The 16,037-nt window shown below is 56.5% G+C and carries 13 protein-coding genes; 2 read left to right on the forward strand and 11 right to left on the reverse strand.

The features are described 5' to 3' along the window. The first annotated feature begins 279 nt into the window (after positions 1–279). Positions 280–1,872 (forward strand): GNAT family N-acetyltransferase, encoded by a 1,593-nt coding sequence (locus tag WD071_RS05830; RefSeq protein WP_368047406.1) that lies wholly within the window; start codon positions 280–282, stop codon positions 1,870–1,872. 4 nt (positions 1,873–1,876) lie between these two features. Here the strand turns inward: WD071_RS05830 and WD071_RS05835 are convergent, their stop codons facing one another. From WD071_RS05835 to WD071_RS05860, 6 genes are all read right to left on the reverse strand, one after another. Continuing rightward, positions 1,877–2,374 (reverse strand): hypothetical protein, encoded by a 498-nt coding sequence (locus WD071_RS05835; protein WP_368047407.1) that lies wholly within the window; start codon positions 2,372–2,374, stop codon positions 1,877–1,879. A 34-nt stretch (positions 2,375–2,408) separates the two neighbouring features. Beyond that, the gene (locus WD071_RS05840) at positions 2,409–3,227 is read right to left on the reverse strand and encodes a 23S rRNA (adenine(2030)-N(6))-methyltransferase RlmJ (RefSeq protein ID WP_368047408.1); all 819 of its coding nucleotides are present in this window, start codon (positions 3,225–3,227) and stop codon (positions 2,409–2,411) included. Between the two features lie 54 nt (positions 3,228–3,281). Continuing rightward, positions 3,282–4,112, reverse strand: a complete 831-nt coding sequence (locus tag WD071_RS05845) for an ABC transporter permease subunit (RefSeq protein WP_368047409.1) — start codon at positions 4,110–4,112, stop codon at positions 3,282–3,284. Continuing rightward, on the reverse strand, positions 4,109–5,002 hold the full coding sequence (locus WD071_RS05850; protein WP_368047450.1) for an ABC transporter permease subunit: 894 nt from the start codon (positions 5,000–5,002) through the stop codon (positions 4,109–4,111). The genes WD071_RS05845 and WD071_RS05850 overlap by 4 nt, the downstream gene beginning before the upstream one ends. Positions 5,003–5,064: 62 nt before the next feature. Continuing rightward, positions 5,065–6,177, reverse strand: coding sequence for an ABC transporter ATP-binding protein (locus WD071_RS05855; RefSeq protein ID WP_368047410.1), 1,113 nt, complete (start codon positions 6,175–6,177; stop codon positions 5,065–5,067). Positions 6,178–6,234: 57 nt separating this feature from the next. Next, positions 6,235–7,338, reverse strand: a complete 1,104-nt coding sequence (locus WD071_RS05860) for an extracellular solute-binding protein (RefSeq protein WP_368047411.1) — start codon at positions 7,336–7,338, stop codon at positions 6,235–6,237. Between the two features lie 272 nt (positions 7,339–7,610). Here WD071_RS05860 and rlmKL point away from each other — a divergent pair, with 272 nt between their 5' ends. Next, positions 7,611–9,785, forward strand: a complete 2,175-nt coding sequence (gene rlmKL / locus WD071_RS05865) for a bifunctional 23S rRNA (guanine(2069)-N(7))-methyltransferase RlmK/23S rRNA (guanine(2445)-N(2))-methyltransferase RlmL (RefSeq protein ID WP_368047412.1) — start codon at positions 7,611–7,613, stop codon at positions 9,783–9,785. A 3-nt stretch (positions 9,786–9,788) separates the two neighbouring features. Here the strand turns inward: rlmKL and WD071_RS05870 are convergent, their stop codons facing one another. From WD071_RS05870 to WD071_RS05890, 5 genes are all read right to left on the reverse strand, one after another. After that, on the reverse strand, positions 9,789–11,399 hold the full coding sequence (locus WD071_RS05870; RefSeq protein WP_368047413.1) for a BCCT family transporter: 1,611 nt from the start codon (positions 11,397–11,399) through the stop codon (positions 9,789–9,791). A 40-nt stretch (positions 11,400–11,439) separates the two neighbouring features. After that, a complete protein-coding gene (locus WD071_RS05875; protein WP_368047414.1) occupies positions 11,440–12,537 on the reverse strand; it encodes an NADH:flavin oxidoreductase in 1,098 nt (365 codons plus the stop codon). A gap of 177 nt (positions 12,538–12,714) precedes the next feature. Beyond that, positions 12,715–13,671 carry a hypothetical protein gene (locus WD071_RS05880; protein WP_368047415.1) on the reverse strand — a complete coding sequence of 319 codons (957 nt, stop codon included), beginning with the start codon at positions 13,669–13,671 and terminating at the stop codon, positions 12,715–12,717. Between the two features lie 275 nt (positions 13,672–13,946). Further along, positions 13,947–14,897 (reverse strand): hypothetical protein, encoded by a 951-nt coding sequence (locus WD071_RS05885; protein WP_368047416.1) that lies wholly within the window; start codon positions 14,895–14,897, stop codon positions 13,947–13,949. Between the two features lie 216 nt (positions 14,898–15,113). Beyond that, positions 15,114–15,977 carry a redoxin domain-containing protein gene (locus tag WD071_RS05890; protein ID WP_368047417.1) on the reverse strand — a complete coding sequence of 288 codons (864 nt, stop codon included), beginning with the start codon at positions 15,975–15,977 and terminating at the stop codon, positions 15,114–15,116. Positions 15,978–16,037 lie beyond the last annotated feature (60 nt).

Here is a 16,037-nt window from a genome sequence, read left to right on the forward strand (position 1 = left end):
CCTCATCAAGCCAAAAACAATATTCGGGCTTTTGTGGTTTTCTTGTTGTCAGCATTCGCCAGGACCTACCCTACCCAATCCGGCTTTGCAGCTCCGCAGCCCCCCTTCTACAGGCATACTGAACCGCTGGCTTACTGAGACTTGTACTCAGAGGGAAGGACTTCCGAGGATACCCCAACACCCACGCCAAGTCCATATAAGCGCCTGTCATGGATTTAAAGTGCCCATTTTGCTACTTTAGCGGCTCGACCTGCCGTATAACACACCGGACTGACGCTTATGACCTCCGATACACCCTCTGATGTTCACCTGAAACTCCGCAACCTGACCGAAGCCGACTACCCTCAACTGGCCAAACTGATGGAGGCGGTTTATCCGGATCTTGGCGGGGCCTGGCCCGAAGCATCCATCCGTCGCCTGATCAAGGGCTTCCCGGAGGGCCAGATTGCCATTGAGGACTACGGTAATCTGGTGGCTGCAGCGCTGACCATCCGCTGTGACTACGACCGCTTCAGCCGGCAGCATACCTACGAGGACCTGATCGGCCGACGCGAGCAGATCAAGCACGACCCCGACGGTGACGCCATGTATGGCATGGACCTGTTCGTTGACCCCGAATACCGGGACCTGCGCCTGGGCCGACGACTGTATGATGCCCGCAAGGACATGTGCCGCGACCTGAATTTGCGCGCCATCCTGGCCGGCGGTCGTATCACCAGTTATCACAAATTTGCCGACGAAATGACGCCGATGCAGTACATCGCTGCGGTAGATCGCAAAGACGCCCATGACCCGATTCTCAGCTTTCAGCTGGCCAACGACTTTGAGGTCAAACGCCTGCTCAAGGACTACAACCCGCAGGACGAAAAGTCCCAGGGTTACGCCACCCTGCTGGAATGGAACAACATCCTGTATGAGCCCGAAACCAGCGATCTGAGCCAGCGACGCAAGGCCGTGGTGCGCATCGGCATCCTGCAGTGGCAGATGCGTCTGACCAGCTCATTTGACGCCTGGCTGTCACAGGTAGAGTACTTTGTGGATACCATGGCGGATTATCAGGCCGATTTTGTGTTGTTCCCGGAGTTCTTCAATGCACCGCTGATGGGCCTGGGCGACCAGACCAACCAGTTCGAAGCGATCCGCTTTCTGTCGACCTTTGCCACCCGCTCCATTGAAGCGCTCTCGGAGTTTGCGATCACTTACAATATCAACATCATCGCCGGCAGCATCCCGGTGATGGAAGGCGACAAGCTGCTCAATAAAGCCTATCTGTGTCGCCGCGATGGCACCGTTGATTCACAGGCAAAACTGCATATCACGCCACACGAACGCCGTGACTGGGTAATTGATGGCGGAGACAGCCTGCAGGTATTCGACACCGATGCCGGCCGCATCGGCATTCTGATCTGTTACGACGTGGAATTCCCGGAACTGTCGCGCATGCTGGCCAAGGGCGGCATGGACATTCTGTTTGTGCCGTTCTGGACCGACACCAAAAACGGTTTCCTGCGCGTGCAGCGCTGCGCCCAGGCCCGTGCCATCGAAAACGAGTGTTATGTGGCCATCGGCGGCAGCGTTGGCAATCTGCCGCAGGTGCACAACGTGGACATTCAGTACGCGCAATCGGCGGTGTACTCACCCTCGGACTTTGCCTTCCCGCATGACGCCATCATGGCAGAAAGTACGCCCAATACAGAAATGGCGCTGGTGGCCGATCTGGATCTGGACAAACTGGTGCAGGTACGTCACGAAGGCTCGGTCACCAACGCCAAAGACCAGCGTCACGACCTGTATGAGGTACGCTGGATCGGGCCGAAAAAGACCGAAGCAGCCCCTACCGATCAGGCGCAGCAGATATCAGACAAGGACTGAGCATTCAGTCTTCGGCGGGCGCCATCGGCAGCAGCCGGGCCTCAACAGAGAGGGTATAGGCGCCCGTTGTGCCCGGATCGTAAGTATTCACATACACCGAGTAGAGATCATACTCGGCGGCAAACACGACCTGGGCATCCAGCCCCGCTTCTTCAAAATCGTCATTTTCAAACTGAATTAACACATCGTCACAACTGCCGACGCCGATCAGCAGGAAACTGTCAAAGGCCTCCGAACGCAGGGTCACGGTGTACTCCTGGCCGGGCTGCGGACGTATCTGGAAGCAGTCAGCGTGGGTGCCATCGTTCATTTGCGGATGGCTTGCTTCCAGCTCACCCGCGTGCTGCGTGCCGGGCGTCAGATCATTGCCGCTGTACACCAGATCCGCTACGACTTGCTGAGCCGCCACACTCGTACCGGTCATCAGGCTCAGCAAGCCCAGCGTCAACACCAACGTCAACCCTGGCCGGCTGGCACGCGCAACCTTGATGCCTGTTCTCACGCTACTTCCCAACCCGTTCATACTGTCACCCAATTTAAACCTGCAGCAGTGGCCTGATTCTGTTCAGCGCCGCGTTTACCCGCTCGGCCAGTTGCCAGGGCGGATTGATAATCATCATGCCCGAGCCATGCATGCCAAATTCATCCGACTGCGGCGCCACAGTCAGTTCAATACTGACACTGTCCGCTACCGTGCCCAGTTTCTGTTTCACCAGGCTACTGAAATCGCGCGACTGCCCCAGCATCGGATACCATAGCGTAATGATACCTGTGGGCCAGCGTCGATGAACAGCCCGCACCGCCTTGATGGCCTGCTGATAATCCGCCTTGTTCTCGTACGCCGGGTCCATCAGCAACAGACCACGCCGCGGTGTCGGCGGTGTCAGCGCCACGGCACCCTCAAACCCGTCACGGTGATGAATGCTGATACGGGGATCGCGCTTGAAGTTGTCACGCAGATGCTCGATTTCCGTGCTGTGCAGCTCCATCAGGATCACGCGGTCGTCCTCGCGCAATTGTGATTGCATGATTGCTGGCGAACCCGGGTAGTTGCCGATTGTGGCACCGGTATCCACCGGATTGACGCCCGCCACCAGGGCCAGATAATCACCGACCAGATCAACGTTTTGCAGTTGCTCGCGGCGTTGCCAGAGCCGCATGAAACCCTGCGCGGCCTCACCGGTTTTGCGCGCCGGTTCACTGGCCAGATTGTAGAAACCATTACCACAGTGGGTATCAATGCCAACAAAGGCTTTGTCCTTGTTGCGAAGTTGCTGCAGTATCGCCAGCAGTGTCAGGTGTTTGAGCACATCAGCATGGTTACCGGCGTGATAGGCGTGTCGATAGCTCAGCATGCGACCCGGCCGGCGAATCGCATCAGTGGTGTTATGTATTTCATGAGAAACCTGTTATGAAGAGTGTTGCTTTTCCTGACGATACATCAGGTAACCCGCCACCGATACCGCCACCACCACAATCGCAATTATAATTGTCGCCAGCGCGTTGATCTGCGGACTCACGCCCAGTCTGACGCTTGAGTAGACCAGCATCGGCAGGGTCGTCGCGCCGGGACCCGAGACAAAACTGGCCACCACCAGGTCATCCATGGACAGGGTAAAGGCCAGCAACCAGCCGGCGACCAGTGACGGTGCAATCACCGGCAGGGTAATGGTGAAAAAAACCTTGAGCGGACGCGCGCCCAGATCCATGGCGGCCTCTTCCAGGGACGCATCCATATAAGCCAGCCGACTTTGCACCACCACGGTGACATAGGCCATGCAGAAAGTGACGTGGGCCATGATGATGGTGCCCTGGCCACGGCTGGTCGGCCAGCCAATCAGATCCGCCATCGACATGAACAACAACAGCAGCGACAGGCCCAGAATAATCTCCGGCATCACCAGTGGCGCTGCCACCATGATGCCCATTGAACGGGCACCCCATTGCCGACGAAAGCGCACCAGCGTCATCGCCGCCAGTGTGCCCAGCACCACAGCGATGGTGGCCGCTACCGCCGCGACCTTGATGCTGAGCCAGGCCGCGGACAGCAACTGATCATTCTGCATCAGTTCGCCGTACCAGCGTGTGCTGAAACCGGCCCACACGGTGACCAGGCGACTTTCATTAAACGAATAGACAACCAGGCTCAGAATAGGCGCGTAAAGAAACACATAACCGAAGGCGAGCGCCGTCCACAACCAGGGGAACCCGGCTCGTTTGCGTTTGCTGATGACGCTCATGCCGCCTCCTCTGCCTGCACCACCGCACGCGACTCATAGTGGCGCAGCAACAGGAAGGGAATGATCAATACCACCAGCAGCACTGCCGCCAGCGCCGATGCCACCGGCCAGTCGCGATTGTTAAAAAACTCGGTCCACATCAGCTTGCCCAGCATCAGACTGTCGGGCCCGCCCAGCAAGTCGGGAATCACAAATTCTCCCATCACCGGAATGAACACCAGCATGGCGCCGGCGATGACACCTGGCACTGACTGCGGCCAGGTGATGGTAAAAAACTGCCTGACCGGCCGCGCGCCCAGATCTGCAGCCGCCTCCAGCAACACCGGATCGAGTCGCGACAGGGTTGCATACAGCGGCAGTATCATGAAGGGCAGATAGGCGTAGGTGACACCGATATAGACCGCCAATGAGGTGTGCATGATCTCCAGTGGCTGATCAATCGCACCCAGCCAGATCAGTGCGTTGTTGAGGATGCCGTTGGTATTCAGAATCCCCATCCAGGCATACACACGAATCAGAAACGAGGTCCAGAACGGCAGAATCACCAGCATCAGCAAGGGCATGCGCAGGTGCGTGGGCGCGCGCGCAATGGCATACGCCATAGGGTAGCCAATCAGCAGACACAAGACGGTAGACAGTGCGGCAACTTTGAACGAACCATACAAAGCACTGGCATAAAGACTGTCTTCCCAGAGCAGCCAGTAATTACCAAAGTTGACCACGATACTGACCAGACCATCGGCGGTTTCGCGAATCCAGCCCATGTAGGGAGGCTGCGCCAGGGCAGGTTCAGACAGGCTGATCTTGATAATGAAGAGAAAGGGCAGACAGAAAAAAATCACCAGCCACAGCCAGGGAATGCCCGTTACCAGCCAGCGCGCCGGGCGCATCCGGCGCAGCCGCGCCCGCAGGCTGTTCAGTGTGCCTGCAACAGGGTTTGCGCCATGCCCGGTCACAGCGCCAGTAACCCGCAACGGTCCGCGTCCCAGCCCAGCTCAATGGTCTGCCCCCAGGTCATTGGCAGCTCTGCCAGTGCCTGTACGTTGGGCTGGGTGTATTTCACCCGTTTGCCGGACGCCAGTTCAACATGGTAAATCGACTCATCACCCAGGTAGGCAATCTCGCGGATGACGCCGCTCATTTTGTTGGGCAGTTCATCGCCGGACTGCGGCAGCCGGATTTTTTCCGGTCGCACCGCAACGGTGACCGGCATGCCCAGGGTCATGGGCTGACTGTGCCGCACACACAACTGGCCACCTGCCTCTTCGCTGTCAACCAGCACCTGATCACCCTCCTGGCTGCTGACAACGCCGGCAAACAGGTTGACCTGGCCGATAAAGTCGGCGGCGTAACGGCTCAAGGGGAACTCATACATGCGCCGTGGGGAATCCACCTGCTCTATCCGCCCCTCACGCATCAATGCGATACGTGATGACATGGTCATGGCTTCTTCTTGGTCGTGAGTTACCACGATAAAGGTGATGCCCAGGCGCTCCTGAAGATTCACCAACTCAAACTGGGTCTGTTCACGCAATTTGCGGTCCAGAGCGCCCAGGGGTTCATCAAGTAACAGAATTTTGGGATGTTTGGCCAGCGCCCGGGCCAGTGCCACACGCTGGCGCTGACCACCGGACAGTTGATGCGGTTTGCGATGACCCAGTTTTTCAATTTGCACCAGCGCCAGCATCTCGCGCACACGTTCGGCGCGCTGGGTCCTGGCCATGCGATCCTGTTTAAGACCATAGGCGATGTTGTCCGCCACCGTCATATGCGGAAACAGCGCGTAACTTTGAAACATCATATTGATCTGACGCTCGTAGGGCGGCAGCTCGGTGACGTCTTTGCCATCAATAAATATACGGCCTTCGGTCGGCGTTTCAAAACCCGCGAGCATCCTGAGCAAGGTGGTCTTGCCACAACCAGAGGCGCCCAGCAGGGAGAAGAATTCTTTCTCCGCAATATCCAGGCTGATATTGTCCACAGCATACATGCTGCCAAACACTTTGCTGACATTCTGCAGTCTGACCAGCGGTTCCTGTTCAGCATTGGCAACAGCGTTATTCATGCATCCGCCTCAAAAAGTCTCTGACAGCCATGTTATACCCGAGTGTGTTACCCGCACTCAGCGTCCGGTTTTCACCCGGGTCCACAGCCGGTTCATGCTGCGAATCTGCGAATCACTGGGCGTCTTCAATACAATAAAACGCGCTTGCGTGGCCTGGGGCGGATAAATGCCAGGATCATTACGTACCACTTCATCCACCAGTGACACCGAAGCACTGTTGGCATTGGCGTAGGCGACATAGTTGCTGACCCCGGCAATGACCTCAGGCTCCATTATGTAGTTCAGGAAGCTATGCGCATTGGCGACATTGGGCGCGTCAACCGGAATGGCAAACACATCGGTCCACACCACTGCGCCTTCAGAGGGCGCCGCGTAGGCAATATTGACACCATTGTCAGCCTCACTGGCCCGGTCCCGCGCCTGCAGAACGTCACCGGAGTAACCATGGGCAACACACAGATCACCGTTGGCCAGATCGCTGATGTAGGACGAGCTGTGGAAGTAGCGAATATGCGGACGCGCCGCCGACACCACATCCGCGGCTTCCTGCGCCGCAGCCGTGCTGTAGTCATCCGTAGGCAGGCCACGGTAGGCACGGGCAGCCACAAACACCTCGGTAGCATCGTCCATCAGCGACACGCCGCACACCGACAAGCGCGCAACAATTTCCGGGTCGAATACCAGGCGCCAGGTATCCAGTGGCATATCGTCGCCAAGAATTTCCCGCACTTTGTCGACGTTGTAACCGATCCCGGTGGTGCCCCACATGTACGGCAGCAGATACTGATTGCCGGGATCAATATCTGCCAGGGATTGCAGGATGACCGGATCAAGATTGCCCAGGTTGCTCAACAGGCTTTTGTCCAGGGGCTGATACAGCCCCGCCCTGACATGCCGGTCGGCAAACGGTCGCGCCGTTGGCACCACCAGGTCGTAGCCGCTGCGGCCCGCCAGCATGCGGGTTTCCAGCACTTCATTGGAATCGTAGACATCGTAGGAAACGCTGATGCCGGTCTGACTCTGGAAATTGCTGACAGTGTCCTCGGCAATATAGTCCGACCAGTTATAAATATTCACACTTTCCTGCGCGACAGCAGTCAATGCGCTGGCAGCAATGGCCAGGCCTGAAACCAGGGCAAGACGACGAGCAACTTTATTCATCAGGGAACTCCTCCGGGGAGACTACGATAAAGAGAGGAAACCGGTCGTACCAGGGGTTGTATTGTGCGCCAAATACAGCCCTGCGTAAAACGCGCATAATAGAGCAATTCTGTAAAAAGAAAAGTTTTTTTTGAGCTTTTGAATTTGCCGCCAAAGCCTTGCACCATAAGGGTTCAACGACAGTTTAACGGGGCAGATGTCAGCCCCGGCGGGCATTCGTATGCAATTCGTATTATCATGTCGCCCCTAACTTCCAGACAGACCCTCAGCCCATGTCCGACAGCTCCTTTTCTTTCTTCGCCAGTTGCGCCAAAAGCCTTGAACCTCTGCTGGCAGAAGAGTTGCAGCAGTGCGGTGCCCGCGACGTTCGCCAGACCGTAGCCGGTGTCAGTTTCAACGGCTCTCTACTCGAGGCCTACCGGGCTGTGATGTTCTCCCGTATTGCCAATCGCATCATCCTGATCCTGCACGAGCAACTGGTGCCCGACGCCGATGCGCTGTACGCGGCCGCCGACAGCATCGACTGGACGCAGCACATGGCGAGTACCGACAGCTTTGCCATCAGCGCCGCCGGGACCACGCACAACCTGCGCCACACGCAGTTTATTGCCCAGCGTATCAAGGACGCCGTGGTCGATCAGTTCCGCAACAGCGGCCAGAACCGGCCCGATGTGTCGAAACAGGAACCCGATCTGCGTATTCACGCCGTGATCAAGAAGGGTCGTGTCATCCTGGGCATTGACCTGGTTGACGGTAGCCTGCACCGGCGCGGCTATCGCCAGGAGCAGGGCGAAGCACCGATGAAGGAAACCCTGGCAGCAGCCTTGTTGATGCGCGCAGACTGGCCGACCTTGATGCGCCAGGACCATGCGGTGATTGTTGACCCCATGTGTGGCGCGGGTACCATTTTGATTGAAGCGGTTCTCATGGCGCTGGACATTGCACCGGGACTGCTGCGTGAAAGCCAGCTGTCTGCCTGGCCACATCATGACCAGGCCGCCGCAGCAGCGGTGCGTCAGGAGGCGGAACTGCGCAAACAGCAGGCCGCCGGCTGGACCGGGCAGGCGCTGGGCAGTGATCAGGATCTGCGGGCGCTGGGCATGGCCCGGCGCAACGCTGAGCGGGCCACCATCTGGGACCATATCGAATTTACCTCGGTGTCATTGCACGAGGTGAAACTCGGACAGCCGCCGACCCTGCTCATCACCAACCCGCCCTATGCCGAACGCCTGGGTGAAGATGCCCAGGTCATGGCACTGTATCAGACGCTGGGCGAGGTGATCCGACGCGAAGCCATGGGCGCCAGTGTTGCAGTGTTCACCGCACGCCCGGAATGGGGCAAGCTGCTTGGCATTCACAGCCACAAACAATACGCGCTGTTCAATGGCGCGTTACCGGCAAAATTATTGCTGTTCCATGTTGATGATGCATCGGTTTACCAGACACGTAAAACAGCCGTGGGCGACTCTCAGCTGGTGACCGAAGATGCGCTCGACAATGGCGGCCAGATGCTCGCCAACCGCTTGCGCAAGAACCTCAAGAATATCGGGCGCTGGGCCCGGCAGCAGAGCCACGGATGTTACCGGCTGTACGACGCCGACATGCCGGAATACGCCTTTGCCATCGACGTCTACACCGACATCGAGGAACAGGTACGCGTTCATATGCAGGAGTACAAGGCACCGGCCTCGGTCACGGACGCCGACGCTGAATCGCGACGCCGTCAGGCCGTGCTCGCGGTACAATATGTCATGCAATTGCCCGCGCAATTCATCAGCATCAAGGTCAGGGAACGCCAGCGTGGCAAACAGCAGTACCAGCCTTCACGCGAGCAGGGCCAGGATATCGTGGTACAGGAAGGCGACGCCAGACTGATCGTGAATCTGGAGCGCTACCTGGACACCGGCCTGTTTCTCGACCATCGTCCGATGCGCCGATATGTGCATCAACACGCGGCCGGCAAGGATGTACTTAACCTGTTCTGTTACACAGGGTCGGTCAGCGTGCAGGCAGCGCTGGGCGGCGCCCGGCGCACGGTCAGCGTCGACCTGTCCAATACCTACCTGAGCTGGGCACAGCGCAATCTGGAACTGAATCAGCTGAGCCTGCGCAGCAATGAGCTGGTGGAAATGGACTGCCTGCGCTACCTGCAGAAATGCAAACAGGACTTTGATCTGATATTTCTGGATCCGCCCACGTTTTCCAATTCAAAAAGCACTGACAACGTACTGGATATCCAGCGCGATCACGGTGAACTGATTGAGCTTTGTATGCAGCGCCTGCGGCCTCAGGGAACCTTGATATTCTCCACCAATATGCGCAAGTTCAAACTGGACGAGGCCCTGGCTGAACGCTTTGTGCTCGAAGATATTACCGCCGCGAGTATCGACAGGGATTTCGCGCGCAACACCCGTATCCATAAAGTCTGGCTGTTGCGCGCTCGCTGAGTTTTAGTCCCCGGGCGGCGCGGCCCCTTTGCTGTCAGAAGGTCTGGAACCCATCGGATCCATGTGCGGTACTTTGCCGGCTGCCGATTCGGCCAGCGTGTATCCCAGGTGATCGGCATGCAGGGATCGCAACAACGCATAGGCCATGAAAACCAGCAACACACAGAACGGGAAACCGAGCACTGTGATGACGTTCTGCAAGGCCGGCAAACCGCCACCCAGCAGCAGAGTTGCAGCAATAAACCCAAGCAGCACCGTCCAGAATATGCGCTGCCAGGTCAGGCTTTTCTGTGTGTCACTGCGCGACAGCACATCCACAACCAGCGCGGCAGAATCAGCAGACGTGGTCAGAAATACCACGATGACCACCAGGCTCAGAATCGACACCAGAACGGAGGCCGGGAAGTAACTCAGGAAATCGAACAGCGCCACCGATACATCGGCCTGCACCTGCGTTGTCAAATCCACACCCTGATTCAGTTCCAGATCCATGGCCGCCAGGCCGAACACCGAAAACCAGACCACGGTAAATAGCAGCGGCGCACCCAGGGCGCCACCAATAAACTGCCGGATAGTGCGTCCCTTGGAGATGCGCGCAATAAAGATACCGACATAAGGCGCCCAGGAAATTGTCCAGGCCCAGTAGAATACCGTCCAGCTCTGCTGCCAGCTGGTGCCCTGATAGGCTTCAGTCCAGAACGACATCCATGGCAGGTTTTGCATGTAGTTGCCAAAATTCTGCACCATACCCGAGGTAATAAACAGGGTTGGTCCCGCCAGCCAGACAAACAGCATGACGATCAACGCCAGCACGATGTTTATTTCTGACAGGCGCTTGATACCCCGATCGAGCCCCATGGCTACAGACACAGTCGCGATGGCAGTGATCACAACCACAATCAGCAACTGCGACAACTGGCTGATCGGCACGCCCAGTACCGCATTCAGACCACTGTTCAATTGCAGGGTGCCCAACCCTACCGACACCGCCACACCAAACAATGTGCCCAACAGCGCGATCACATCAATCGTCCAGCCCAGCGGACCCAGTATCCTGTCGCCCAGCACCGGATAGAAGATGCTGCTGATGCGCATTGGCAGTCCCTGCCGGTAGGTAAAGTAGGCAATGGCCAGCGCCGGCAGCGTGAAGATGGTCCAGGTGTGCAAACCAAAATGATACAGCGCAATGTTCATCGCATTCTTTGCCGCATCCACAGTGCCCGCTTCCACACCTTCAATGGGCGGATTGGCAAAATGCGACAATGGTTCGGCAACGCCCCAGAACATCAGGATGGTGCCGATACCGGCAGCAAACAGCATGGCAAACCAGGTCAATGTCGGGTATTCGGGCCCTTCATCATCCGGGCCCAGCCGGACATGGCCGTAACGACTCAGCGCCAGCCAGATCAGGAATATCAGCAGACCGCTGACACTGAGCACATAGAACCAGCCGAAGTACTGGAACGTGAAGGTGCCCACGTCGCCAAAAAACGTCGCGAAGGCATCATTAAAGGGAATCGCCAGGGCGACGAACAATATGGCTATGCCCGCCGCGCTGAAGAATATCTGGGGAATGGCATTCAGACCCAAAAATCCGGCTAATCGATCGAACATCATCGTTCTCCGTTTTTGTTTTCTGGCGCCAGATGCGCTCTTAAGCGAGCGCAGCCAACAGGGATTTATCGTAGGTTTTAAGGGCCGACACATCACCCTTCTGTACCTGCTTGAGCCAGTCCGGGTTGGCGATCAGAGCGCGCCCCACTGCCACCAGGTCAAACTCGTCAGCTTCCATGCGCTGCAACAACTCGCCGATATCGGCGCTGCCAGCTTCGCCACCCATGAACGTGGTAATGAACTCCTCGTTCAAACTTACACTGCCTACCGTGATCGTGGGTTTGTTGAGCAGCTTGCGCGCCCAGCCTGCAAGGTTCAATGTAGACCCGTCAAATTCAGGCTCCCAGAAACGACGCTGGCTGCAATGAAAAATATCGACACCCGCCTCTGAAATGGGCGCCAGCACTTCCAGCAATTCATCCGGACTGGTCGCCAGGCGTGCATCATAGTCCTGCTGTTTCCATTGTGAGAAACGGAAAATGATGGGGAACTCTTCGCCGACCTCGGCGCGAATGGACTGCACAATTTCGACGGCGAACTGGCTGCGCTTGGTGCGCGAGCCACCGTACTTGTCATCACGCTGGTTCAGCCCTTCCCACAAAAAATCATCAATCATGTAGCCGTGGGCACCGTGTATTTCCAGGGCATCAAAACCCAGGGTCCTGGCATTGCGCCCGGCGTCGCCGAACGCTTTAACAATCTTGTCAATTTCAGCAGTGCTTAATGGCTCGCCGACCTTTTTGCCGGGCAGGGCAAAACCGGAAGGGGTCGCACTGGGATAGTCAGGAAACGGACCTGATCCGGGCTTGCGGGCACAACCGACATGCCACAGCTGTGGAGCAATTTTGCCACCCTGGGCATGGACGGCCTTGACGACGTCAGCCCAGCCGGCAAGTGCTTCGTCGGTGTAAAAATTGGGAATAGACGAATCAAACGATGCCGCGTTGTGACCAACTGTTGTGCCTTCAGTGATGATCAGGCCGACATCACCTTCCGCGCGCCGCCGGTAGTACTCGGCCACATTGGCGCCCGGCACGCCGTCAGGCGAGAACTGACGTGTCATCGGCGCCATCACCAGGCGGTTTTTCAGGGACAGTTTGGGGGTTGTAAAGGGTTTCAACAGGACATCAATGGACATTTGGGTTCCTACCTGTGCTGCATATGAAGTGGAAATGAAAATTCAGTCATAAAAAAAGGCCGCTCCGCTCAGGAAGCAGCCTCCTTATAAGTTTATATAATACGTTTATACAAAACGTCTATACAAAACGTTTACACGTTATACGGTCTGCTTATCGAATCAGCTTACTAACTTACCTTATTCCGGCAGGTCTGTGTAAGAAAAATATCCGATAAACATCTCTTCCCAGCTCTGCGGGCCGCCAACAGCAGGCACGGTCGGATCCGGGTTGCCAGGGTTGTATTTGGAGTTGTCAAACAACCCCTCTACCACCACACGTGACCCTGCCGGCAGCACCATGGGCTCTGCCATGCGATACGTCGGCTGCCAGGCAAAGTTGTAATCAGCCACGTTGATGATGTCTTCCACGGTGTTGTCAGGGTAGATAACACGGGCCGCCATCGATTTACCGCGATAATGCATGTGGGCCCGGAAACCGTGCAGCACAATATCATCTTCGAACACATGGCTGGCCGCCATTTCGTGGTTCATGGCGCCCGGCGGGATGACCAGTCGGTCAGCGCCGTTGGCAGACACCGAATGGGTATGGAATTCCAGCTCCGGGGTTTCGTTTTCGTCATAGAACCACATGCCGACCTTGGTATTGTCGACCGTTTCCTGACCAAAAGAGGTGTAATGGATACTCATGCGCAACGCTGAACCCACGGGCACCTTGATGCCGGTATTTGCCGGGAACTGGGTTGCATACTCTTTGCCAGGCGCGTAGCCCTCCAGGAATTCACGACGCGGATCATTGTCGGCCTCGTCGATCATGCCTTCGTTATTCTGATCATCCGCCACGACATACGATAACAAGTGATGAAGTACGCGCTTGTCGCCCGGAATGAACTGGACGGCTTTGACCCACTTCTCTTCGCCAAACTCCAGCGGAATGACCGAATTGATATAGTCGATGACACCTGTCGCGGGCACCGCAAACGGGGGCACTTCAACAATGTGGTCAGGTTCGGACCCGTCGTGAGTCCATTCGCTGGCAGGGGGTTGTATCTGGGTCAGGGGATCAACACCGGCCTGGGCTGGCAATCCCCAGGCCGCAGTCAGTACGAGCGCTGCGGACAACGTGGTTTTTTTCATTATACGGCTCCTGTCACAACCTGTGAGGGTGCGCGGCCGCATCAAGGCCGCGATGCTGGTTTTTCATTTTTATTATGATCTGCATACAAACCGCCTTGCATTACATCTGATCCTAAACCAGACCACAGCGCAAAACAATATGGGTCAAAATCAATTTGCAATAAAGTGTTACAGAGGCCTTGACAGAAAAACCGGCGGGCCAGCATAAAAAAGGGCGACCCATTGCTGGGTCGCCCTTTTTCATTAAAGCGCTAAGCTACTGTTTAGCAGCTGTTTTACAGTTCCGTGTAAGAGAAGTAGCCGATAAACATCTCTTCCCAGCTTTGCAGGCCACCCACCGCGGGAACGGTCGGATCGGGGTTGCCCGGGTTGTACTCAGAGTTATCGAACAGGCCTTCCACTACCACCCGTGAACCAGCCGGAATCACCATAGGCTCTGCCATCTGGTAGGTCGGCTGCCAGGCGAAGTTGTAGTCGGCAACGTTGATGATCTCTTCCTGCGTGTTGTCAGGATAGATCACACGAGCAGCCATCGACTTGCCCCGGTAATGCATGTGAGCACGGAAACCGCGCAACAGAATGTCTTCTTCGAACACATGTGTTGCCGCCATTTCATGGTTCATCGCACCGGGCGGGATGACAATGTTTTCAGTACGGTTACCCGGTGATACCGAGTGCGTGCGATATTCCAGTTCCGGCTCATCATTTTCGTCGGCAAACCACAGACCAACACGCGTGTTGTCCACAGTTTCCTGACCGAATGATGTGTAGTGAATGCTCATGCGCAGGGCAGAACCAGTCGGCACTTTGATACCGGTGTTTTCCGGAAACTCGGTAGCATATTCCTTACCGGGCGCATAACCTTCCAGGAACTCGCGACGCGGGTCGTTGACCGCTTCATCGATCATGCCTTCGTTGTCAGCCGTGTCGGCCACGACATAACTCAGCAGATGGTGAAGAACGCGCTTGTCACCAGGAATGAATTGTACGGCTTTGACCCAGCGCTCATCTTCAAACTCAAGTGGAATGACCGAGTTGATGTAGTCAATCACACCGGTTGCCGGCACCTGGAATGCAGGCACATCAACAATATGATCAGGCGCGGTGCCGTTATACATCCACTCGCTTTGTGGCGGCTGAATTTCGGTCAGGGGGTCAACACCGGCATGGGCGAGGCCACCTGCGGCGATTGCCACTGCGGCCGTTAGAGTCGTCTTGATTTTCATAAGCACCTCTCACAGGTTCAAAACCGATCGGAATGATGGCTTCGCTTGACTGTTCATGATGGCTAGCATACTGCTTAACTGCAGCCTTTATTATTTTGTTGAGCTTTGATCCTACTCCAACAACCCCCGGGTTACAAGGCAAATCGCCCGCCCAACAACGCAAAAAGGCCGCCCTGCTTTCACAGAACGGCCTTTAGATCAATCACTTACGTTCGATCAATCGCGCGGCGAACCGGCATTGATCCAGTGAATCAGCTTCTGACGCTCTTCAATCGGAATATTACCCGAGTTGGTGAAGCTCTTCACAGCCGGGTCAACCTGCATTGGAGGCATGCGGTTGGTCATGATGACCTCACGAATCATCGGGCTCCAGCCCTGAATCATCATGTGGCTGTTCATGGCAAAAGGTCCGATGCCGCCTTCAACGTGACAGCCGACACATCGCTCGATCAGGATCGGGGCAATTTCGGTTTCGTAGTCAGGTGCTTCAGCGATGTATTGCTCTGCAGCAGGGAATTCCAGGGCACAACCTTCGGCAGCCTCAACTTCTTCCACCACGGTGTCCATTTCACGGGAGTCAGCGCCGTCGGCCACGATGGCTTCCAGTACTTCACCCAGAGGCGCACGCGCCCACTGAGCGGGCAGCGGTCCGCGGTACAGAACATTCATGCGCTCCGGATCAACAACCACGACTTCGCCGGCCTTGGTGATGCCCAGGGCATTTGCGACCAGCTGAGCATCGTCGTCCATGATCGGAAAATCATACTCCCACACAGCTTCTTCTGCACGGATGCCGGCACGCTCATCTTCCATGGATGAATTCAGCATCAGGAAGCTGACGCCACGGTGGTCCCAGTTGGTGCGCAACTGCTTGTAGCGCGCTACATTTTCCTGGTTCATTGTGCAGCCTGTGGCCTGTGCCACAATAACCACGGCTTCATTGAACGCATACTTGCTCAACTGATGAGCCTTGCCTTCATTGTCGATCAGGGTGAAGTCGCCTACGCGCTCCGGCGCAGCGTGTGCATTTACACTGAGTGCGGCTGCTGTTAAAAGCGCCAACCAGCTAATTTTCTTCATGATGAACAAACCCTCATACTCTCTCTGGATAATTCTGCGGAACGTCAACCGAATGGATCA

It is taken from the genome of Pseudohongiella sp. (assembly GCF_040877505.1).
Taxonomy (GTDB): domain Bacteria; phylum Pseudomonadota; class Gammaproteobacteria; order Pseudomonadales; family Pseudohongiellaceae; genus Pseudohongiella.

What these genes read in the sequence shown, in the direction of transcription:
- WD071_RS05830 (WP_368047406.1), top strand. Translation starts at nt 280, where the DNA reads ATGACCTCCGATACACCCTCTGATGTTCACCTGAAACTCCGCAACCTG.
- WD071_RS05890 (WP_368047417.1), bottom strand. Translation starts at nt 15,977, where the DNA reads ATGAAGAAAATTAGCTGGTTGGCGCTTTTAACAGCAGCCGCACTCAGT.
- rlmKL (WP_368047412.1), top strand. Translation starts at nt 7,611, where the DNA reads ATGTCCGACAGCTCCTTTTCTTTCTTCGCCAGTTGCGCCAAAAGCCTT.
- WD071_RS05860 (WP_368047411.1), bottom strand. Translation starts at nt 7,338, where the DNA reads ATGAATAAAGTTGCTCGTCGTCTTGCCCTGGTTTCAGGCCTGGCCATT.
- WD071_RS05870 (WP_368047413.1), bottom strand. Translation starts at nt 11,399, where the DNA reads ATGTTCGATCGATTAGCCGGATTTTTGGGTCTGAATGCCATTCCCCAG.
- WD071_RS05850 (WP_368047450.1), bottom strand. Translation starts at nt 5,002, where the DNA reads ATGCGCCCGGCGCGCTGGCTGGTAACGGGCATTCCCTGGCTGTGGCTG.
- WD071_RS05845 (WP_368047409.1), bottom strand. Translation starts at nt 4,112, where the DNA reads ATGAGCGTCATCAGCAAACGCAAACGAGCCGGGTTCCCCTGGTTGTGG.
- WD071_RS05885 (WP_368047416.1), bottom strand. Translation starts at nt 14,897, where the DNA reads ATGAAAATCAAGACGACTCTAACGGCCGCAGTGGCAATCGCCGCAGGT.
- WD071_RS05880 (WP_368047415.1), bottom strand. Translation starts at nt 13,671, where the DNA reads ATGAAAAAAACCACGTTGTCCGCAGCGCTCGTACTGACTGCGGCCTGG.
- WD071_RS05875 (WP_368047414.1), bottom strand. Translation starts at nt 12,537, where the DNA reads ATGTCCATTGATGTCCTGTTGAAACCCTTTACAACCCCCAAACTGTCC.
- WD071_RS05840 (WP_368047408.1), bottom strand. Translation starts at nt 3,227, where the DNA reads ATGCTGAGCTATCGACACGCCTATCACGCCGGTAACCATGCTGATGTG.
- WD071_RS05855 (WP_368047410.1), bottom strand. Translation starts at nt 6,177, where the DNA reads ATGAATAACGCTGTTGCCAATGCTGAACAGGAACCGCTGGTCAGACTG.